The sequence below is a fragment of the Streptomyces sp. bgisy100 genome, assembly GCF_057709105.1.
On record NZ_JBYITE010000009.1, the window covers coordinates 150,758 to 170,112 of the forward strand.

Below are 19,355 nucleotides of genomic sequence, written 5' to 3' on the forward strand. Positions count from 1 at the left end.
GGCCCGGAGTGCGTCGGTCGCGGCGGTTCAGAGGCGGGAGAGGGAGGCCACGGCCGAGAGCACGTCGCGGATCGCCTCGCGGTCGCCCTCCTGGCCCGCCGCGGCCTGCTCCGGCGGCACATGTCCGGCCGCGAGCCGGCAGAACTCGATCCCGTCCAGCGCCACATGTGCCACCGCGTGGTCCTGTGACGCCGCGGCGGCTGGCGAGTCGAGCGGGATGTGCCAGTCGCCGCCCCCGCTGCCCTCCACTTCGAGATGGAGGGAGCGGCCCGGGGCGCCCGCCGCGACCAGGGTGCGAGGCGGGCTCGCCAGCCCGGCCCGCCGCCGCTCCGCGAGCGCCGCCGGCAGCATCCGCACCGCCAGGTCGATCATGAGGTTGAGGTGGCCGGGCACCGGCGGCTCGTACGGGTAGTCGACGGCCTCCGCGATGTCACCGGCGTGCACCCAGCACTCGAAGGCCCGGTCGACGAAGGAGTCCCGCAGCGGCAGCGTGAAGTCCCCGTACGGCACCTCCAGTTCGGCGACGCCGCGCCCGGCGAAGGACACCGTGCGGATCAGGGTGTGGGCCTGGTCGCGCCAGGGCTCCCGGAGCGAGCGCGGCTGCTCCGGCGGCCCGCCGCGCCAGTACGCCTCCGTCCGGGACGCCGGGGAGTGCTCGGCGGGCGCCGCGGCGCCGAGCGGGTCGGGGAGCCCGAGTGCCACGGCCACCAGGGAATCCACCGTCATCAGATGCCCGATGACCGCGGCCACGGTGACCTCCCGCTCCACTGCGTGGTCCTCCTCGAACCACCTCAGCCGGACCGGAGCACGCCACTCCGCGGCGCCCATGTCGCGCAGCAGGGCGTCCAGCCGCGCGGACTCGGCGTCGTACGGCGCGGCCCACTCGGGCACCGGAATGCGCGCGGGCCGGCGGCCCAGACAGCCCTCCAGGACCCGGGAGCGCAGCAGGGGGTCCAGGTCGAGATTGTCCTCCTTGTGCAGCAGGCCGACGGCGTCGCGCAGCCGCACCGCCTCGTCCGCGCAGCCGGCGCAGTCGGTGAGGTGCGCCTCGACGGCCGCCGTCTCCTCGGCGGAGCAGGCGGCCAGCGCCCAGGCGCCGAGCAGCGACTTCAGCACCCGGTGGTCGTGGACCGGTGCGGGAGTCGGGGCCGGCGGCCGGAGCGGCCGCGGGGTCCCGGGCGGCCGGGGCGCGGGCACGCGGGTGATGTCCTCGCGGACCGCGGGCGGCGGGTCGGGCAGTGGCCCGTTGTCCTCCGGCGCCGAGCGCGGCGGTGGTATCCGCGGGCGTCCGGCGCTGCCGAACCGGCGGGGGCCCGGCCCGGCGCCGCCGTTGCGCCCGCCGTCCCGGCCGTCGTCCTCCGGATCGTGCCACCCGGGGCCGAACGGTCCGCTCACAGAGCCCTCCCGCAGCCGGGCGGCGACGCCGCGTGTGGTGAGTGACTGCGCGCGGTGGCCAGCAACTGCAGCCCCAGGCGGAGCCTCCGCCGGGCCTCGTCCTCGGTGACGCCCAGGTCGGCGGCGGTCTGCCGGTAGTCCCGGCGCTGGAAATAGGCGAGTTCGAGCGCGGCGCGCAGGGAGGCGGGCATGGACGTCCGGATGTAGTCGGCGCGGGCCGCGGTGGACGCCTCCCGGACCTTCTCCTCGACCTCGTCGGGTGTGCCGTCCCCGCCCTGCCGTATCAGCTCCGACTCGGCCTGCCGGAGCCGGTGGACGGCCTGGCGCTGGGTGAGCATCGCCACCCAGGAGCGCAGCGGACCCTGCTTGGCATCATAGGCATCCGGATTTTCCCAGATATAGCCGAAGACTTCCCGTGTGACCCGGTCCGCGGCGTCCTCGTCGTCGAGGACCCGGTGGGCGAGGCTGTGCACGAGTGACGCGAACCGGTCGTACAGCTCGCCCAGCGCCGCGGCCTCGCCGCGCGCCAGCCGCTGCTGCATTTTCCGGTCCCAACGGGGTGCTGCGTCGCTCGTCATACGGCCCTCGTCCCTGTGCCGTCGTCGTCCCTGGCGTTCACCGTCCCATCGAATGTAGTGGGCAGAACGGACACCGGGCTTCTCTTTGCGGCAATGTGCACCCCTTCCGTCCTCGTGGCTGGTATAGATCCGGTCACTTTGCCCGGGTACCCGGAGACGGGGGTTCCGTGCTGTGCATAGGGTCGACGGAGCGGCCACCGAGGCGGGTGTTTCATGGGAACGCCCTCGGGCAGCCGAAGGAGGAAGGACTGCTTCCGCATAGCGATCGCAGAGTGCGCGAGTGAAGGGACTTCGGGCGCGTGACGTTGAAAGTGATGGAGGACGAGCAGGGCCAATGGGCTGTCCTGCAAGTCTCCGGAGAGATGGACCTGGTGACCTCGCCCGCGGTTCGGCAGCATGTGCACGACGCCGTGGCGGACGGTCGCCGCAGCCTGGTACTGGACCTCTCCGGGGTGCGTTTCTGCGACTCCAGCGGCGTCGGTGTCCTCATCGCCGCCCGTCGGCTGATGCGCTCGTGCCAGGGCCGGCTGCGGCTGATCCTCCCGGCGCGCGGGGCCGAGGACGGCTCCCACGTGAACCGGGTGCTCGCCGCGCTGGGCGTCCGACGGCTCTTCGAGGTCTACCCGGACGTCACGGCGGCCGTGGACGAGGCGGCGAGCCCGCTCTCCGCCTGACCCTCCCGCAGTACCGCCGGAACGGTTCCGCCGGCGGGAACGCGTGCCTTCGGGCGGAACGTTCACCTTCGGGCGGAGAATTCACCGTCAGGCCGAACGTTCGCCTCCGGCCGGTGTCCACCGGAGGGCGGGATCACCGGATGCGGCCCCCGGCCGCGGTCACGAAGGCGTGGATGGCGTCCCGGCTGATGTCCCGGCGCGTGTCCATGTCGGGCCGGCCGACGGCCTTGTGCACCACACTCGCGGCGTCCAGAGCCTCGCCCGCCAGGGCGACCAGTGTGTCGTCGTCGGAGAGCATCTGGATCCGGAAGAACGCCTCCTGCGCCTGGGAGCGCAGATCGTACGAGCGGGTCCGGATCTCGGTCTCGTTCTCGTCCGTGCGGCCCTCGTGTGCGAAGAACCACCGGTGGATGAGGGTGCGCCGGTAGTTCACCAGGAGTCCGGCGTACGCGCTGCAGGCGTCCAGCATCTCCTGCCGGCGCCGCTCGTCCCGGGCGAACTGCTCATTCCGGTCGGATGCCCGCCGCTGGAAGACATGAGTGATGCCCGATCCCAGCAGAGTTCCCAGGACCGCTATGACACTTGCCGCAACCGCCTCCATGACCGGAGGAGATCATCTGAACACGAGCCCGCGCCAGACCACTTACTATCTGAGCAGCCGGTACCCGACAGAACGTGAGGCCGACGTGGACCGCCCAGAGTACGAGCGCAAGATCGCCCGCCGCTTCGCCACCTTCGACCAGGACGGCAACGGCTACATCTCCCGTGAGGACTTCAACGCGGCGGCCGCCGCCGTCCTGGCGGAGTTCGACACCGCCGCCCGCTCGATGAAGGGCCAGGCGCTCTACGACGGCGCGGAGGCGTTCTGGCAGGGCATGGCGGGGATGGCCGACCGCGACGGCGACCAGCGCATCACCCGCGAGGAATTCGTCAACGGCGCGGTGAAGCGGCTGCGGGACAACTCCCAGCGCTTCGCCGAGATCGCCCGGCCCTTCCTGCACTCCGTGATCGCGATCGCCGACTCGGACGGGGACGGCGGCATGACCCCGGGCGAGGCGGAGCGGGTGCTGCGGGTGCTCGGTGTCACACCCGAGGAGTGCACCCAGGTGGCGACGGCCCTCGACGCCGACGGCGACGGGCGGATCGCGGAGGACGAGGTCATCGCCGCGTTCGCCGCCTTCTTCACCACGCCCGAACCGGACGCCTGACCGGACGCCTGACCGGACGCCTGACCGGAGGCCTGACCGGAGGCCCGGCCGGGGCCCGGGGCTCGCTCCCGGGGCGTTCCCGGCGGCCGTGCGGCCGGTTCAGCGACTGGTTCCCGGCGCCGGTCCGGACGACGATTCCGCAGGCAGGGATCCGGCGAACCGTTCCCGCAGCCGGTACTTGAGGACCTTGCGCAGCGTCTCGTTGCGGGGCAGCTCGGCCACCAGCTCGAGCTGCTCGGGGAGTTTGTGGACGGCGAGCCCGGCGTCCCGCAGATGCCCGGTCACCGCCTCCAGCGTGACCGGCGGGGCCCCGTCCGGCTGCTCGATCACCGCGCACACCCGCTCCCCGCGCGTCGCGTCCGGCAGGCCGATGACGGCCACGTCGCCGACGCCCGGGAGGCCGTGCAGCAGTTCCTCGATCTCCCGCGCCGAGATGTTCTCGCCCTTGCGGATGATGACGTCCTTCAGCCGGCCGGTGAGGACGAGATGGCCGTCCGCGGTGAGCCGCCCCAGGTCGCCGGTGATGAGGAAGCCGTCGTCGTCGAACGCGGCGGCGGTCACGGCCGGGTCCGAGTACCCGCGGCAGACGGCCTCGCCGCGCAGCCGTACCTCGCCTTCCGCCCCCGGTGCGGTCGGCTTGCCGTGCGCGTCGACGATGTGGATCTCCATGCCCGCGGGCGGCCGTCCCTCCGTACCGGCCAGCTGCTCCGTGGTGTCCTCCGGTGAACCCATCGTGATCATCGGGGCCTCGGTCATGCCGTAGCCGTGGGCCAGTTCGCAGCCCAGCTCCGCCACGACCGCGTGGTAAAGCTCCGGTGGCTTCGGCGCGCCGCCGCCCGCCAGCAGGCGCAGCGTGGGGAGGAGCCGCCGTCCGGGGTCCTTGCGCTGCTCGGCCAGGAACATCGTGTAGAAAGCGGTGCTGCCGCCCGCGACCGTCACCCCGTGCCGGCGGTAGGCGTCGAGCGAGCCGGGCAGGGAGAACTGCTCCAACAGTAGGGCGGGGAAGCCGCAGAGCAGCATCATCACCAGATAGTCCGGGCCGCCGATGTGGGCGAACGGGAAGGCCACCGAGCCGACATCGGACGGGGTGAGCCGCAGCGCGCCGGCCAGGCACGAACCGCCCGCGATCAGACTGCCGTCGGTGTGCAGAACGCCCTTGGGGTCGGAGGTCGTGCCCGACGTCCAGTAGATCCAGCGGACATCCGTGCCGTTGGCGGGCGGTGGCGGCAGGACGGACGGATCCGCGTCCGGGAGGCCCGTGCGCAGGTCGAGCACGAGCGGCGGACCGGGCAGTCCGCGGGTCAGCCGGTGGGCCATCGCGGTGTGGTCGAAGCCGCGCCACCGGCCCGGAACGGCGAAGAACCCGGCGCGCGCCTCGCGCAGCGCGAAGCCCACCTCGCGGTCCCGGAGAAAAGGGATCACCGGGCTCTGCACCGCGCCGAGCCGGGCCAGCGCCACCGACAGCAGCACCGTCTCGATCCGGGTGGGCAGTTGCCAGACCACCCGGCTGCCGGGGCGGACGCCGAGCTCGTACAGCCCCGCCGCGGTGCGCTCCGCCCGCGCGCGCAGCTCCCCGAAGGTCAGTCGGCGCACGCGGGGGGCGGCGCCGCTCTCGACTGCGCCGGTGCCTGGAGCGGGGGTGCCGTCACCGCCGACCGGGGTTCTGCTGCCGGCCGGAACGTTCGTGCCGGCGGCCGGCGGGCCGTCGGCGTCCTGGAGGAGTGCCGGGGCGTCCGGGGTGAGGGAGGCGCGGCGGGTGACCAGCTCCCACAGCGTCGCCGCCCCCTCCAGGCCGTGCGCGATGTCCTCCGGGCCGTGCGCGCCGCCGGTCATCTCCGAGCCCCCTCGTTGCTGACGGATAGTCAGATTGCGCGGGAAGCGTAGGGCGGGACGCCTTGTCGGTCCAGAGGGGGCGGGCTAGCCTCCATATCTGACGGAGCATCAGAAGTGACCTTCGGAAGCGCGAAGAGGAGAGGCCATGACCGCAGTCACCCCGGGAACGCCGTCGGCGGCCCCGGCCGACCTGCCGCGCATCGTCAGCGTCGACGACCATGTCATCGAGCCCGCGCACCTCTTCGAGACCTGGCTGCCGGCCAAATACCGGGAGCGCGGACCGCGGCCCCTGACCGCCGGCATCGGACAGCTGGAGTACACCGGCGGCAAGTACGTCATCACCATGGACCCGGACGGGCCGCCGACCGACTGGTGGATCTACGAGGACCTGAAGTTCCCGTACAAGCGCAACATCGCCGCCGTCGGCTTCGACCGGGACGAGATGACCCTCGAAGGGATCACCCGGCAGGAGATGCGCCGCGGCTGCTGGGACCCGGCCGCGCGGTTGAAGGACATGGACCTCAACCATGTCGAGGCCTCCCTCTGCTTTCCCACCTTCCCCCGCTTCTGCGGGCAGACCTTCGCGGAGGCGCACGACAAGGAGGTCGCCCTGGCCTGCGTCCGTGCGTACAACGACTGGATGGTGGAGGAGTGGTGCGGGGACAGCGGCGGCCGGCTGATCCCGCTGTGCCTCATCCCGCTCTGGGACGTCGGTCTCGCGGTCGCGGAGATCCGGCGGAACGCGGCCCGCGGCGTCCGGGCCGTGACGTTCAGCGAGATCCCCACCTGCCTGGGGCTGCCGAGCATCCACTCCGGCTACTGGGATCCCTTCTTCGCCGCCTGTCAGGAGACGGGCACCGTGGTCAACATGCACATCGGCTCGTCCTCGCAGATGCCCGCCGCCTCGCCGGACGCACCCCCGGCCGTCCAGGCGACGCTGAGCTTCAACAACGCGATGGCGTCGATGACGGACTTCCTCTTCAGCGGGGTGCTGGTGCGGTTCCCCCGGCTGAAACTGGCCTACAGCGAAGGCCAGATGGGGTGGATCCCGTATGCGCTGGAACGGGCCGACGACGTCTGGGAGGAGCACCGTGCCTGGGGCGGGGTCCGCGATCTGATCCCCGAACCCCCGTCGACGTACTACTACCGGCAGATCTTCTGCTGCTTCTTCCGCGACAAGCACGGAGTCGCCTCACTGGACGTGGTCGGACGGGACAACGCCACCTTCGAGACCGACTACCCGCATGTGGACTCGACCTTCCCGCACACCAAGGAGGTCGCGCTCGACCACGTGAAGGGGCTCGACGAGGAGACCGTGCACAAGCTCATGCGCGGCAACGCCATACGGATGCTCGACCTCGATCTGGACGGGTGAGCGCGGCGGATGGACCTGACGTACACCGAAGAGGAGGAAGACTTCCGGCACCGGCTCCGGGCCTGGCTGGGCGGCGCGCTGCCGAAACTGCCACCGCGGCCCGACCCGCACGACTGGCCGGGGCGGCGGGCGTACGACCTGGGCTGGCAGCGGGCGCTGTACGACGCCGGATACGCGGGGCTGCACTGGCCGCGGGACGCCGGCGGCCGAGGGGCGACCCCCACCCAGCACCTGATCTTCCTGGAGGAGACCGAGCGGGCGGGGGCACCCTACGTCGGCGCGAACTTCGTCGGACTGCTGCACGCCGGCCCGACCATCGCCGCCGAGGGGACTTCGGAGCAGCGCCGCCGGTGGCTGCCGCCGATCCTGCGGGGCGAAGAGGTGTGGTGCCAGGGGTTCAGTGAGCCCGAGGCCGGGTCGGACCTGGCGGCGCTGCGAACCCGCGCCGTACGCGACGGGGACTGCTACGTCGTCAGCGGATCGAAGCTCTGGACCTCCCACGCGGAGGTCGCCGACTGGTGCGAACTGCTGGTCCGCACCGATCCGGAGGCGCCGCGGCACCGGGGGATCTCCTGGCTGGCGATGCCGATGGACGCGCCGGGGGTGACCGTACGGCCGCTGCGCACCCTGGCCGGTTCGACGGAGTTCGCGGAGGTCTTCCTGGACGAGGTGAGGGTGCCGGTCTCGCACCGCATTGGCGCGGAGCACGACGGCTGGCGGGTCACCATGGTCACCCTGTCCTTCGAACGGGGCACCGCCTTCGTGGGGGAGGTCGTCGCCTGTCGGCGCGTGCTGGGCGAACTGGCCCGTACGGCGCGGCGGAACGGCCGCTGGGACGACCCGGTGCTGCGACGCCGGCTGGGCCGGCTCGCCGCGGAGTTCGCGGCCTTGTGGCGGCTCACCCAGTGGAACGTGAGCGAGGCGCAGCACCGGCCGGGGGGCGCGGACGGGGCGCGGGCCGCCGGTGGTGGCGGCTCCGGGGGAAGGCCGGGAGCCGGGGTGCGCCAGGGGGCTCCCGGAGCCGGTGCGGGCGCGGGGGTTCCCGGCGTCGGCGGCTCGGTCTTCAAACTGCGCTACTCGCACGCCCGGCAGGAGCTGTACGACGCGGCGGCGGACGTCCTCGGGGCGGCCGACGCGCTGGACGCCGACCGGGAATGGGTCGCGGACCGGTTGTCGTCGCTCTCCTACACGATCGCCGCGGGCACCTCGCAGATCCAGCGGAACATCGTCGCCGAGCGCATCCTCGGCCTGCCCAAGGGGCGCTGACCATGGACTTCCGGCTCACGGAGGAGCAAGCGGCGCTGCGCAGCACGGTCCGGGCGCTGCTGGAGACGCACTTCGGCCCCGACCGGCTGCGGGCTGCCGCGGGGGTCGCGGCGGCTGGGGGCGGAGGATGCGGAGCGTCCGGCGGGGCCGGTGGGTCCGGCGGATTCGGTGGGGCCGGCGGCTTCGGGGGCTGTGCGGATGGGAGTGGGAACAGGGGGTCGGTGGCGGAGTGGCCCGGGGGCGTGGCGGTTCCGGCGGCTCGACCCGGCGGTTCGGGGAGTTGTGCGGATGGGCGCGGGAGCGAGGGGCCGGGGGCGAAGTGGGCCGGGGGCCGGGTGGACCGGGAACTCTGGAGGCATCTCGGCGCCGTGGGGTTCTTCGGGCTGCGTCTGCCGGAGGAGCACCCGAGTGGAGCCGGTGCGGGGCTGGGGCTGCCGGAGGCCGTGCTGATCTTCGAGGAAGCCGGGCGAGCGCTGGTACCGGGACCGCTCCTGGCCACGCATCTGGCGGCAGGGCTGGTCGAGGGCGCGGCGACCGGCGAAGTGATCGTCACCGCGATGGACGGGGGCCCGCACGGGATCCCCCCCGAGGAGGAAATGGAGGGCAGCCCTTCCGAGGGTGCCGTGCGGGCCGTGCGGGCTATGCGGGTCGTGCGGGTCGGGGAAGCCGGAGAGGCCGAGGGCGCCGTGCGGGCCGGGGAGGCCGAGGGTGTCGTGGGTGTCGAGGGCGTCGCGGGGGCCGATGCCCTCGTGGAGCATCTGAGCAGTGCCGACGCGGTACTCGTCATCGGCGGAACGGCTGTCGCAGTGCTGTTACCGGACAGGATCACCGCCCGCCCGCTCCGCTCGGTGGATCCGCTGACACCGCTTCACCGGCACGAGGCGGCTGCCGGAAGCAGGGGCGTCGTCCGGGGAGGCGCTGATTCCCCCGGAAGCCGTGCAGCGGCGCTGGCGTCCGACGGTGTACCGACACAGTTCGGCTCGCCGAGGTGCCAGGCAGCCGAACTGCGCCGGGAAGCCGTACTGCTCACCGCCGCACAGCAACTCGGCAGCGCCGGGCGGACCGTGGAGGCGGCCGTGCTGCACGCGCGCGAGCGGCGACAGTTCGGACAGGCCATCGGGGCCTTCCAAGCGATCAAGCACCTGTGTGCCGACATGCTGGTGCGGGCGGAACTCGCACGGAGCGCCGTGTACGCCGCCGCCGTCACGGGTGACGGTGATGACATCGCCGCCGCGAAGCTGCTGGCCGACGAAGCCGCCGTGCGCAACGCACGCGACTGCCTGCAGGTGTCCGGCGGCATGGGCTTCACCTGGGAGTCCGAGGTGCATCTGCACCTCAAGCGGGCATGGTTGCGGGCGGGCCAGTGGCTGTCGGAATCGTCCGCGGAGGAGGCATTGGCGGCGTCCCTGGTGGAGGCCGAGCCGGCAGCCGGCCGGTAGGGCGACTGGCAGAGAGCCGACGGGTGGTGATGTCGCCCGCTGTTGGACATCGGGGAAATGCCTGATGGGTCCAACCGGATTCGTCACTCAGTGTTGATACCGGGTTGTGTCCGAGACGTGACTCGTGAGAAGGGGGAGCCGTCACCGGCCTCCGGTACGCTCCCATGCGTGCGAGTGGTTCCGATGCGCAATAACCCCGGTGCGGCCGATGCGGCGAGGCTCCCGGGGGAGCGAAGGCACCTTGCTCGCGCCCGGTGGGGGCGTTCCGGGCCCCGTTGTTCGAGTCGCCGCAGCGCGTGTCGCACAGTATGCAGTACGCATACTCCTTTGCGCCGGAATATGCCCGAAGCGCTTGTTGGGGTAACCGTACGGCAACCATGCTGTTCTCCGTTGGGATCACGTTCCGTGATCACATGGAGGCGCGCGGCGATGTGTCCGCCGGTTCGGATGGTGTGAGCGGTGCAGGTGCTTCAGGTTCAGCTGGAGGTGCGGCCCGACCCCGCGGAGGTGGGGCGGGCTCGGAGATGGGCTCGATCGCGCCTCGCGCGATCCGGCATACGGCCCGATGAGCCGCTGGCCGAGACGTTGATCCTGCTGATCTCCGAGCTGGTCACCAACGCTGTGGTGCACACCGGCTGTCCGGCGGTTCTGAGGATGCTCCTGCCGGATGCCGATACGGACTACACGGGGGCCGAGACCGTCCGGGTCGAGGTCGCCGACCGCAGTGCCCGGGCGCCGATGCCGCGGCACGCGGACGGTGGCGACACCAACGGTCGCGGCCTGGAGCTCGTCGACGGCCTTGCCGACCGCTGGGGCTGGGAGCCGGAGGGGGCGGGCAAGAGTATCTGGTGTGAGATCGACCGTTGTCAGTCGCTGAGCGCGGCCGCGTATGAACCCCAATGCGCCATTTCAAATGGGGCATAGGTCGCAAAGTTCAGATCAGGTGTTGACGACTCGTATTCACTTGATCACCCTTGTGGGAGCGATTCGTCGCGAGGGGACGTCGAGGGCGTGTGCTGTTGGTCCTCGGCGAGTGCGGGTCGTGGTCCGGTGCTCGCCGCGAGCCCCTGCTCAACTGCAGGGCTGAGCACCGGAGCCGGGTGGCGGTCCGCCGTGCCGTGCTCGGGGCGCGCATGAGCGCGCCGCCACCCGACCGGACTTCCTCCGTCCCGATCGCCGCTGTTCTTGGCGGTCACAGCTCTTGGTCACAGCAGTGCCACGGGCGCGACCGGGGTGCCGGTGCCTCCCACGAACGGCTCCGGCATCGCGGACAGCAGGAACGCGTAGCGCCCCTCCTCCGCGCAGACTTCCGACAGCTCCTCCAGGTTCCAGTTCTGACCCTGCAACATGCCCATCTCGACCAGGTCGAGCGCGTGTACCGGCAGCCACAGGTTCTCGATCTCCGGTGGGAAGATCTCGAAGGTGAGGGTGTCATTGGCGACGGCCGCCACGTCGCGGGCGTGGAACCACTCCGGACAGCGGATCGACAGCCCGGGAGACGGAAACGCGTACCCCTGCTTGTCGCCGGCCAGGTACCGCTGGACCTGACCGGTGCGTATCAGCACGATGTCCCCGGACCGGACGGTGGTGCCCGCCAGTTCCTCGGCGGCTTCCAGGTCCTCCGGGGTGACGGCGTGGTCGTCGTCGAGCCGCTCTCGGCCGTGCGCGCGGGCGACATCGAGCAGGACCCCTCGGGAGACGATGTGCCGCGCCTTCTCGATGCCGCTGAACGCCGAGCCCGCGTGGGCGGTCACCGTGTTTGCCGGGCGGCCGTTGTAGATCTTTCCCGAGTGCGAGACATGCGTCAGGCCGTCCCAATGGGTGGCCGCCTGAAGGGCCATGGTGACGGTGTCGTCGCTGGTGGCTACGGTGCCGGGGCCGAACATCTCCAGGTTCACGGCAACCATGGTGTGCAGCGGGTTCACCCGGCCCGGGATGAGGCCCGTCTGCACGCCGTCCTGCTGGAGCGGGAGGGCCAAGGGCACCCGACGGCCGCTGCGGACGGCGGCCGCGGCTGCTTGTACGACGGAGTCGGTGATGAGGTTGAGTGTGCCGGTCTCATCCACTTCGCCCCACCGGCCCCAGTTGTTGACCCGGTGGGCGATGTCGTGAAACTCCGGTGGCAGGGGCACGAGGTCTCCTTCTTGGGTCGGTGTAAGGCCGGGCCTGCCGGTGATCGAAGGGCTGAGGGTCCGGAGCAACCGCCGTCGGCCCGGCGGCGGTTGCTCCGGAGGTGCGCTCGGTGCGCCCTTCTGGTGTCGGTGATGGGGCGGGTGTGGAGCGGTGAGGGGCGCCGTGGCCTCCCAGGGATCCCGTTCGCCGGCCGTGCTGTGCCTCCAGTTGTGCTGTGCCCTCGACGGTGCAGTGGCTCCCGGTCGCTGCTCAATGCTCGGTTCACGTCCCGGCTCCGGAGGTGCGCTCGGTGCGGCGGAGCCGGATCGCTGAGGTACGGGTCTTGTGTTCGACGCCGCCTCTGCTCAGAATCTAACGGTTCGTCAGAAACTGCGGGAAGGGGCGCGGCGTGGGGAACTTCTTGGCCGGCAAGGTGGTCGCCGTCACGGGCGCCGGCCGCGGGATCGGGCGGGCCGTTGCTCTGGCCTGTGCTGCCGAGGGCGCGCGGGTCGTCGTCAACGACTACGGGGTGTCGATCGAGGGCGGCGATCCGAGCAGCGCGGTCGCCGAAGCCGTGGTCAAGGACATCGAAGCGGCCGGTGGCGAGGCAGTGGCCGTCGCCGACGACGTCTCGACGATGGCCGGCGGACAGCGGATCGTCGACACCGCCCTCGCGGAGTACGGACGGGTGGACGGCGTCGTGTGCGTGGCGGGCATTCTGCGGGAGCGGATGCTCTTCAACATGAGCGAGGAGGAGTGGGACCCGGTCGTCGCCACTCACCTCAAGGGCACGTTCACCGTCTTCCGTGCCGCCGCGGCGGTGATGCGGCGCCAGGGCACGGGTACCTTGATCGGCTTCACCAGCGGCAACCACCAGGGAAGCGTCGCCCAGGCCAACTATGCGGCGGCCAAGGGCGGTGTCATCTCGCTGGTACGGAGTGCCGCTCTGGGACTGCACAAGTACGGGGTGACGGCGAACTGTGTGGCCCCGGTGGCCAGGACGCGCATGTCGGCGAACGTGCCGATGGAGCTGAAGGAGATCGGGGAGCCCGAGGACGTGGCCGCTCTCGTCGTCTATCTGCTGAGCGAGCGGGCGCGGCAGGAGAAGATCACCGGTCAGGTCTATACCGTGGCCGGCCCCAAGATCGCGGTGTGGGCGCAGCCACGTGAACTGCGGGCCGCTTATGCCGAGGGTGCCTGGACTCCCGAGCGGATCGCGGACTTCCTGCCCGGCTCGGTGGGGACCGACCCGATGCCGATGCTCGCCCAGCTGGAGGCGATGGCAGCCGCGGCGGCCGGCCGGGACCGGCCCAACGCCCGTCCCGGCACGTGACACCGGTGGGTTGACGACCTCGGCCGGGGCGCAACCGATCGGGGCACCCGGCGGAGAGACGGTCCGGAGTGGGCCACCGGAGCTAGCGGCGCGGCGCGCACGGCATGCACCGAAGTAAGTGGAACGGCGCGCACCGAACGCACCGGAGCGAGCGGAATGGCGCGCATTCGAACGCACCGTGCTCACCGATGCGCGGGCAGGAGCGGTCCGGCGAAAGGAGCAAAGCGCAGCCCGCGACGCGGAGTCGGCCGGCGCAGGGTCGGGCGACGCGGCACGGCGCGCCGGGTGACCGGTGCCCCGCGGTGCAGTCGCGAGCCCGGCAGAACGCAGACCCCGTACGACGTGGGCGAGGGGAGACGGCGTGGACTTCAGCTTCGGTGCGGAGGACGACTGCTTCCGCGAAGAGGCGCGCGCATGGCTTCGGGAGCACCTGGCCGGCGAATACGCCGCGGCGGGTGGGGAGCCGGAGGTGCGGCGGCGCTGGGAGCGTGAGCTCGGCGCGGACGGCTGGGTCGGGCTCGGCTGGCGGGGGGAGTACGGCAACCGGTCCGCCTCGGTGACCCAGCAAGTGGTGTGGGCGGAGGAGTACGCCCGGGCGCAGGCACCCGGCCGGGTCGGGCACATCGGGGAGAACCTGCTGGCTCCCACGCTGCTCGCCCATGGCGACGCGGCACAGTGCGAACGGTTCCTGCCCGCCGTCGCCCGCGGTGAGGAACTGTGGTGCCAGGGCTACAGCGAGCCGGACGCGGGATCGGACCTCGCCGGGATCCGCACCGTCGCCGTGCGGGACCCGGCCCACGGGACGTACCGGATCACCGGGCAGAAGATCTGGACGTCCCTCGCCCGGGACGCCGACTGGTGCTTCGTGCTCGCGCGGACGGACCCGGACTCACAACGCCATCACGGCCTCTCCTTCCTGCTGGTTCCCATGGACCAGCCGGGGCGGATCGAGGTGCGGCCGATCCGTCAGATGTCGGGGTCGGCCGAGTTCAACGAGGTGTTCTTCGACGGTGCCGCGGCGCGGTCCGAGCACCTGGTCGGCGGCCCGGGCAACGGCTGGCGGGTCGCCATGGGGCTGCTCGCCCTGGAGCGCGGTGTCTCCACGTTGGTCCAGCAGATCGGCTTCTTCGAGGAGCTGGACCGGGTGCTGCGGCAGGGCGCCCGAACCGGTGCCCTCCGGGATCCGGTGCTGTGCGACCGCCTCGTACGGCAGTGGGCCGAGCTGCACACCATGCGCTGGAACGCCCTGCGCACCCTCGGATCGTCCGCAGGGACGGCCCCGGGTGCGCCGAGCGTCGCCAAGCTGCTGTGGGGCCGCTGGCATCAGCGGCTCGGCGAACTCGCCATGCAGGTACGGGGCGCGGCGGCGACAGCCGGACCGTCGGACTGGTCGGCGGACAGCCCGTACGAACTCGACGCGCTGCAGCATCTGTTCCTGTTCACCCGGGCCGACACCATCTACGGGGGATCGGACGAGATCCAGCGCGGCATCATCGCCGAGCGAGTCCTCGGCCTCCCGAAGGAGTCACGCGGATGCCTGTGAAGACGCACTACGGGCACTGGATCGGCGGCCGTTGGCGGGCGTCCGCCAACGGCCACTACCCGGTGATCAATCCGGCGACGGAGGAAACGGTCGGCCGAGCCCCCGAGGCGGACGGTGCACAGGTCGGCCGAGCCGTCACCGCCGCCCGGGCCGCGTACGAGGACTGGGCACGGACCGATCCCCGCGAGCGGGCCGCCGTGCTCGACCGCATCGCGGATCTGCTCGTCGAGCACGGCAAGGACCTGGTGCCGCTCCTTCAGGCCGAGACGGGCGCCACCCTGCACGTCGCCTCAACCCTCCAGGTCCCCACCGCCGCCGACCGGTTCCGGCGTTACGCGCGCGGTGCCGTGGAGCCGGACACCGTGCCGCTCGCCCCGCAGCCCGTAAAGGCGAGTCCGCTCGCGCCCGGTGGGCTCATCGGCGCCGCCGCCGTCCGCCGCCCCGTGGGTGTCGTGGGTTGTATCACCTCCTACAACTTTCCGATCGTCAACCTCGCGGGCAAAGTGGCACCCGCCTTGGCCATGGGCAACACGGTCGTCGCCAAGCCGGCCCCGCAGGACCCGCTGGGCTGCCTGGAGCTGGGCCCTCTGCTCCAGGAGGCCGGGCTGCCCGATGGCGTCTTCAATGTCGTCACCGGCTCCGGTGCGGCGGCCGGAGAGGCGCTGGTGGCGCACCCGGATGTCGACATGATCAGCTTCACCGGTTCGACCGCTGTCGGGCGGCGGATCGCCCAGTCCGCCGGCGACACGATGAAACGCACCCTGATGGAGCTGGGCGGCAAGGGCGCGGCCATCGTGCTGGAGGACGCCGACGAGAGGGTGGCCACGTCGGCGATCCGGGCGGTCGGTACCACCTGGTCGTTCCACAGCGGTCAGATCTGCACGGCACCGACCCGCGTTCTCGTCCATCGATCGCTGTACGAGAAGGTCGTTGCCGGTCTCCGACAGTACGCCGGTGCACTGACCGTCGGGGACCCTGTGGATAACTCCACGGTCGTCGGCCCGTTGATCTCCGCCGCGCAGCGGGACCGGGTTGAGGCGTACATCGCCGGGGCCGTCCGTCAGGGGGCCCGGCTCGTCGTGGGCGGCACCCGGCCGGCGCTCCCCACCGGCTTCTTCGTCGCCCCGACACTCCTGGCCGACGTCGCACCGGAGATGACCGTCGCCCAGGAGGAGCTCTTCGGACCGGTCGTGGTGGCGATCCCGTTCGACGACGAGGACGAGGCGGTCCGGATCGCCAACGGGACCCCGTACGGCCTCTACGACTATGTGTTCAGCGCCGACGCCGGACGGGCCTGGGGGCTCGCGGCGCGGCTGCGCAGCGGCAATGTCGGCATCAACACGGTTCAGCGCCACCCCGAGACGCCCTTCGGCGGCTTCAAGGAGAGCGGCGTCGGACGGGACGGCGGATCGTTCGGCCTCCACGCCTACAGCGAGCTCCAGTCCGTCGTCTGGCCCTCCTGACTCCTCGGCCCCTGACCCGTTCGCGGCCTCGTCCGGCTTCGGCCCGACCTGGCCCCACCCCGTGACGTCCGGCCTTCCTGAAGGGAACAGCAGCCATGAGAGGTGTGATCTTCGACGGCAGGCGGACCCGGGTCGTCGACGACCTGGAGGTCCGCGACCCAGGGCCGGGCGAGGTGCTGGTCGGTGTGCGGGCGGCGGGGCTGTGCCACAGCGATCTGTCGGTCGTGGACGGCACCATTCCCTTTCCGGTTCCGGTCGTTCTCGGCCATGAGGGCGCGGGGGTGGTCGAAGCCGTGGGCCCCGGCGTCGCCCATGTGGGTCCCGGAGATCATGTGGCGCTGTCGACGCTGGCCAACTGTGGTGCGTGCGCCGACTGCGACCGTGGCCGGCCCACCATGTGCCGCGCGGCCATCGGGCGCCCCGGCCGGCCGTTCTCCCGGGCCGGGGAACGGCTCCACAACTTCGCCTCCAACTCGGCCTTCGCGGAACGTACCGTCGTCAAGGCCGTCCAGGCGGTGAAGATCCACCCGGAGATCCCTTTCACCTCGGCCGCCCTCATCGGCTGCGGAGTGCTGACCGGTGTGGGGGCCGTGCTCAACCGGGCCGGGACGGGGCGCGGCGAGAGTGTCGTCGTCATCGGGGCCGGCGGGATCGGGCTGAACGTCATCCAGGGCGCCCGGATGGCGGGTGCCCTGACCATCGTGGCGGTGGACGCCAACCCCGAGAAGGAGGCAGCGGCCCGGCAGTTCGGTGCCACGCACTTCATCGACGCCTCCGCCGCGCCCGACACCGTCGCCGCCGTCCGGCGCATCCTCCCCACCGGCGCGGACCACACCTTCGAGTGCGTGGGAAGGACCGAGCTCATCCGGCAGGCCGTCGACCTGCTGGACCGGGGCGGCCGGGCTGTGCTCCTCGGTGTGCCGCCCGCCGATGCCGAAGCATCCTTCCGCGTCTCCTCGATGTATCTCGACAAGTCGATTCTCGGCTGCCGGTACGGGTCGTCGCGGCCACAGCGCGACATCGCGCTCTACGCGGAGCTGTACCGGGCGGGCCGCCTCATGCTGGACGAACTGGTCAGCCGGAGCTACCCGGTCGAGGACTTCGCCAAGGCGGCGGACGACGCCCGGCACGGCCGGGTGGCGCGCGGGGTGCTGACGTTCTGAGCGGTCGGCGGCGGCCGGCGTTCGAGGACCGCCGCGCGAGGGGGCGGAGAGGAGGGTGACGGGCCGGTTCGGCGTACGGTGTCCCGGCAGAGGCTCTCCCGGGATCTTCGCACCCCTCGGGCGCGGGCCGTTGCCGGATGCCACCCGGAATCGCGCGGCCACGAGATCCGTGGAGACGCGCCGAGGACGGTCCGGAAGCCGCCTGGGGAACGCTTGAAAGTCCGCCCCGGAAGCCGGCCTGGGGGATGCCGGCGCCGCGGGGGGTTCCGCGACGCGTACCGGTCAATCGGTGAAGCGCCCGAACGCCCCGCGGTGGAAGAGCAGCGGGCCCTCCGCCGCGGCGGCGTCGTCGGTGCCGAGCGCCTCGACGCGGCCGACCACGATCAGATGGTCGCCGCCCGTGTGCACGGCGTGGATCGTGCAGTCGATCCACGCCGGCGCGCCGTCCAGCCGCGGCGAGCCCGTCACCGGCGACGGGGCGTGGGCCACACCCGCGAACTTGTCCGGCCGCTCGGCGCTGCTCACGGCGAAGTTCCGGCACAGTGCACCCTGATGCGCGCCCAGGATGTTGACGCAGAAGACCCCGGCCCGGGCTATACGGGGCCAGGTCGTGGACGTCCGCGCCACCATGAAGGCGACCAGCGGCGGGGCGAGGGAGAGCGAGGCGAACGACTGGCATGCGAAGGCCGCCGGTCCGCCTTCTCCCCGCGGAGCGGGGCCTGCGCCGTCCTGTGGTGTCGACCGGCGGCCGTCCGTGCAGGGCAGGATGTTGGCGGCTGCGGCTGCGGCTGCGGCTGCGGGTGCGGGTGCGGGTGCGGGGGCGGTGATCACGGTGACGCCGCTGGCGAACGCGCCCAGGACGCGACGGAAGTCCGCGGGATCGATGGGTGGGCGCTCGCCGTCCCGGACGGCGCGCAGGTCGGGGCGAGGGAGGGGATCGACCGGATGCTCGGAGGTCGGTGAGCCGGTCGCGCGGAGATAACGCACGACGGTGGCAGCCATGCCCGCATGTCCCATCATGAGAACCATTGAAACTGATGCATCGTCAGATGAGAAGGGTCGGGTACTGCCCGTGCGGCGGGCTTTCGTTCCCGGGGCGGAGCATCGGCTTCGCCGGCACGGCAGCCGCTCACCCGCTCAGCGGCCCCGGAAGTACGGTGGCCTGCGCTCCCTGAACGACGCCACCCCCTCGCCGGCGTCCAGCGTCGTCATGTTGCTCTCCTGGGCGGCGGCCTCCGCGGCGAACGCCGAGGTGCGGTTGTCGTCGAGTGACGCGTTCACCAGCTGCTTGGTGAGAGCGAGGGCCCGCGTGGGCCCCGCCGCCAGACGCTCGGCCCACGTGCGCGTCACCTTCTCCAGAGCCGCCGCGGGAAGCACCCGGTTGACCAGGCCCAGACGCTCGGCGTCGGTCGCGGACAGGGCATCTCCGAAGAACATCAGCTCCTTGGCCCGCTGCGGCCCCACCAGACGGGTCAGCAGGTAGGCGCCGCCTCCGTCCGGCACGAGTCCCCGGCGCACGAACACCTCGATGAAGGTGGCCGATTCGGACGCCAGGACGAGATCGCAGGCGAGAGCCAGGTGCGCGCCGAGGCCGGCGGCTGCGCCGTTGACCGAGGCGATCACCGGCTTCTCGCAGTCGAGGACGGCCGCGATGAGCCGCTGGGCGCCGCCCCGGATCGTCCGGGCCACATCGCCTGCGACGCGTTCCCGTTCGGGTGCGGCCGTGTCGCCGCGCAGATCGGCACCCGAGCAGAAACCCCGGCCGGAGCCGGTGATGACGACGGCCCGCACGGCGGGGTCGGAGGAGGCCGCTTCAAGTAGCGCGATGATGCGTTCCCGCTGGTCCCGGGCTATGGCGTTCAGTGCCTCGGGGCGGTTGAGGGTGATCCACGAGACCCCGTTGTCAGTGGCGTGCAGTACACCTGTCTCCACGGACTTCTCGGGGGAGGCACTCATGCGCAAGCTCCTTGGTC

General features: G+C 72.0%; 17 protein-coding genes. 10 read left to right on the forward strand and 7 right to left on the reverse strand.

From position 1 onward, the window contains the following. Nucleotides 1-27: 27 nt before the first annotated feature. Both AC3EQ1_RS09075 and AC3EQ1_RS09080 read right to left on the reverse strand, forming a co-directional pair. A complete protein-coding gene (locus AC3EQ1_RS09075; RefSeq protein ID WP_432093780.1) occupies nt 28-1,395 on the reverse strand; it encodes a maleylpyruvate isomerase N-terminal domain-containing protein in 1,368 nt (455 codons plus the stop codon). Further along, nucleotides 1,392-1,973, reverse strand: a complete 582-nt coding sequence (locus tag AC3EQ1_RS09080) for a sigma-70 family RNA polymerase sigma factor (protein ID WP_432093781.1) — start codon at nt 1,971-1,973, stop codon at nt 1,392-1,394. The genes AC3EQ1_RS09075 and AC3EQ1_RS09080 overlap by 4 nt, the downstream gene beginning before the upstream one ends. Nucleotides 1,974-2,272: 299 nt before the next feature. On the opposite strand from AC3EQ1_RS09080, the gene AC3EQ1_RS09085 reads away from it, so the two are divergent. Further along, a complete protein-coding gene (locus AC3EQ1_RS09085; protein WP_388853218.1) occupies nt 2,273-2,647 on the forward strand; it encodes an STAS domain-containing protein in 375 nt (124 codons plus the stop codon). Between the two features lie 133 nt (nt 2,648-2,780). On the opposite strand, the gene AC3EQ1_RS09090 is transcribed toward AC3EQ1_RS09085, so the two are convergent. Beyond that, complete coding sequence (locus tag AC3EQ1_RS09090) at nt 2,781-3,248, reverse strand: hypothetical protein (protein ID WP_432093782.1); 468 nt, start codon at nt 3,246-3,248, stop codon at nt 2,781-2,783. 85 nt (nt 3,249-3,333) lie between these two features. On the opposite strand from AC3EQ1_RS09090, the gene AC3EQ1_RS09095 reads away from it, so the two are divergent. Then, a complete protein-coding gene (locus tag AC3EQ1_RS09095; RefSeq protein ID WP_351514355.1) occupies nt 3,334-3,855 on the forward strand; it encodes an EF-hand domain-containing protein in 522 nt (173 codons plus the stop codon). Nucleotides 3,856-3,954: 99 nt separating this feature from the next. Here the strand turns inward: AC3EQ1_RS09095 and AC3EQ1_RS09100 are convergent, their stop codons facing one another. After that, a complete protein-coding gene (locus AC3EQ1_RS09100) occupies nt 3,955-5,688 on the reverse strand; it encodes a class I adenylate-forming enzyme family protein (protein ID WP_432093783.1) in 1,734 nt (577 codons plus the stop codon). A gap of 145 nt (nt 5,689-5,833) precedes the next feature. Here AC3EQ1_RS09100 and AC3EQ1_RS09105 point away from each other — a divergent pair, with 145 nt between their 5' ends. The 4 genes from AC3EQ1_RS09105 to AC3EQ1_RS09120 all read left to right on the forward strand — a co-directional run bounded on the left by AC3EQ1_RS09105 (nt 5,834) and on the right by AC3EQ1_RS09120 (nt 10,692). Next, nucleotides 5,834-7,063 (forward strand): amidohydrolase family protein, encoded by a 1,230-nt coding sequence (locus tag AC3EQ1_RS09105; RefSeq protein ID WP_432093784.1) that lies wholly within the window; start codon nt 5,834-5,836, stop codon nt 7,061-7,063. Nucleotides 7,064-7,072: 9 nt separating this feature from the next. After that, nucleotides 7,073-8,329: an acyl-CoA dehydrogenase family protein gene (locus tag AC3EQ1_RS09110; RefSeq protein ID WP_432093785.1), complete on the forward strand. Its 1,257-nt coding sequence runs from the start codon at nt 7,073-7,075 to the stop codon at nt 8,327-8,329. Nucleotides 8,330-8,664: 335 nt separating this feature from the next. Further along, a complete protein-coding gene (locus AC3EQ1_RS09115) occupies nt 8,665-9,768 on the forward strand; it encodes an acyl-CoA dehydrogenase family protein (protein ID WP_432093786.1) in 1,104 nt (367 codons plus the stop codon). A gap of 459 nt (nt 9,769-10,227) precedes the next feature. Continuing rightward, nucleotides 10,228-10,692 carry an ATP-binding protein gene (locus AC3EQ1_RS09120; protein ID WP_432093787.1) on the forward strand — a complete coding sequence of 155 codons (465 nt, stop codon included), beginning with the start codon at nt 10,228-10,230 and terminating at the stop codon, nt 10,690-10,692. A gap of 281 nt (nt 10,693-10,973) precedes the next feature. Here AC3EQ1_RS09120 and AC3EQ1_RS09125 read toward each other — a convergent pair whose 3' ends face one another. Then, complete coding sequence (locus AC3EQ1_RS09125; RefSeq protein WP_432093788.1) at nt 10,974-11,900, reverse strand: cyclase family protein; 927 nt, start codon at nt 11,898-11,900, stop codon at nt 10,974-10,976. A gap of 389 nt (nt 11,901-12,289) precedes the next feature. Here AC3EQ1_RS09125 and AC3EQ1_RS09130 point away from each other — a divergent pair, with 389 nt between their 5' ends. The 4 genes from AC3EQ1_RS09130 (at nt 12,290) to AC3EQ1_RS09145 (ending at nt 17,382) form a co-directional block, all read left to right on the forward strand. Continuing rightward, nucleotides 12,290-13,213, forward strand: a complete 924-nt coding sequence (locus AC3EQ1_RS09130) for an SDR family NAD(P)-dependent oxidoreductase (protein WP_432093789.1) — start codon at nt 12,290-12,292, stop codon at nt 13,211-13,213. Nucleotides 13,214-13,574: 361 nt separating this feature from the next. Beyond that, nucleotides 13,575-14,756, forward strand: a complete 1,182-nt coding sequence (locus AC3EQ1_RS09135) for an acyl-CoA dehydrogenase family protein (protein WP_432093790.1) — start codon at nt 13,575-13,577, stop codon at nt 14,754-14,756. Continuing rightward, complete coding sequence (locus AC3EQ1_RS09140; protein ID WP_432093791.1) at nt 14,747-16,219, forward strand: aldehyde dehydrogenase family protein; 1,473 nt, start codon at nt 14,747-14,749, stop codon at nt 16,217-16,219. Before AC3EQ1_RS09135 ends, AC3EQ1_RS09140 begins: the two co-directional genes overlap by 10 nt. A gap of 95 nt (nt 16,220-16,314) precedes the next feature. Then, nucleotides 16,315-17,382, forward strand: coding sequence for a Zn-dependent alcohol dehydrogenase (locus AC3EQ1_RS09145; RefSeq protein ID WP_432093792.1), 1,068 nt, complete (start codon nt 16,315-16,317; stop codon nt 17,380-17,382). 282 nt (nt 17,383-17,664) lie between these two features. On the opposite strand, the gene AC3EQ1_RS09150 is transcribed toward AC3EQ1_RS09145, so the two are convergent. Next, nucleotides 17,665-18,384, reverse strand: a complete 720-nt coding sequence (locus AC3EQ1_RS09150; protein ID WP_432093793.1) for a flavin reductase family protein — start codon at nt 18,382-18,384, stop codon at nt 17,665-17,667. Between the two features lie 135 nt (nt 18,385-18,519). Next, nucleotides 18,520-19,338, reverse strand: a complete 819-nt coding sequence (locus AC3EQ1_RS09155) for an enoyl-CoA hydratase/isomerase family protein (protein WP_432093794.1) — start codon at nt 19,336-19,338, stop codon at nt 18,520-18,522. Nucleotides 19,339-19,355 lie beyond the last annotated feature (17 nt).

What these genes read in the sequence shown, in the direction of transcription:
- AC3EQ1_RS09080 (WP_432093781.1), bottom strand. Translation starts at nt 1,973, where the DNA reads ATGACGAGCGACGCAGCACCCCGTTGGGACCGGAAAATGCAGCAGCGG.
- AC3EQ1_RS09090 (WP_432093782.1), bottom strand. Translation starts at nt 3,248, where the DNA reads ATGGAGGCGGTTGCGGCAAGTGTCATAGCGGTCCTGGGAACTCTGCTG.
- AC3EQ1_RS09100 (WP_432093783.1), bottom strand. Translation starts at nt 5,688, where the DNA reads ATGACCGGCGGCGCGCACGGCCCGGAGGACATCGCGCACGGCCTGGAG.
- AC3EQ1_RS09105 (WP_432093784.1), top strand. Translation starts at nt 5,834, where the DNA reads ATGACCGCAGTCACCCCGGGAACGCCGTCGGCGGCCCCGGCCGACCTG.
- AC3EQ1_RS09110 (WP_432093785.1), top strand. Translation starts at nt 7,073, where the DNA reads ATGGACCTGACGTACACCGAAGAGGAGGAAGACTTCCGGCACCGGCTC.
- AC3EQ1_RS09140 (WP_432093791.1), top strand. Translation starts at nt 14,747, where the DNA reads ATGCCTGTGAAGACGCACTACGGGCACTGGATCGGCGGCCGTTGGCGG.
- AC3EQ1_RS09145 (WP_432093792.1), top strand. Translation starts at nt 16,315, where the DNA reads ATGAGAGGTGTGATCTTCGACGGCAGGCGGACCCGGGTCGTCGACGAC.
- AC3EQ1_RS09150 (WP_432093793.1), bottom strand. Translation starts at nt 18,384, where the DNA reads ATGGCTGCCACCGTCGTGCGTTATCTCCGCGCGACCGGCTCACCGACC.
- AC3EQ1_RS09155 (WP_432093794.1), bottom strand. Translation starts at nt 19,338, where the DNA reads ATGAGTGCCTCCCCCGAGAAGTCCGTGGAGACAGGTGTACTGCACGCC.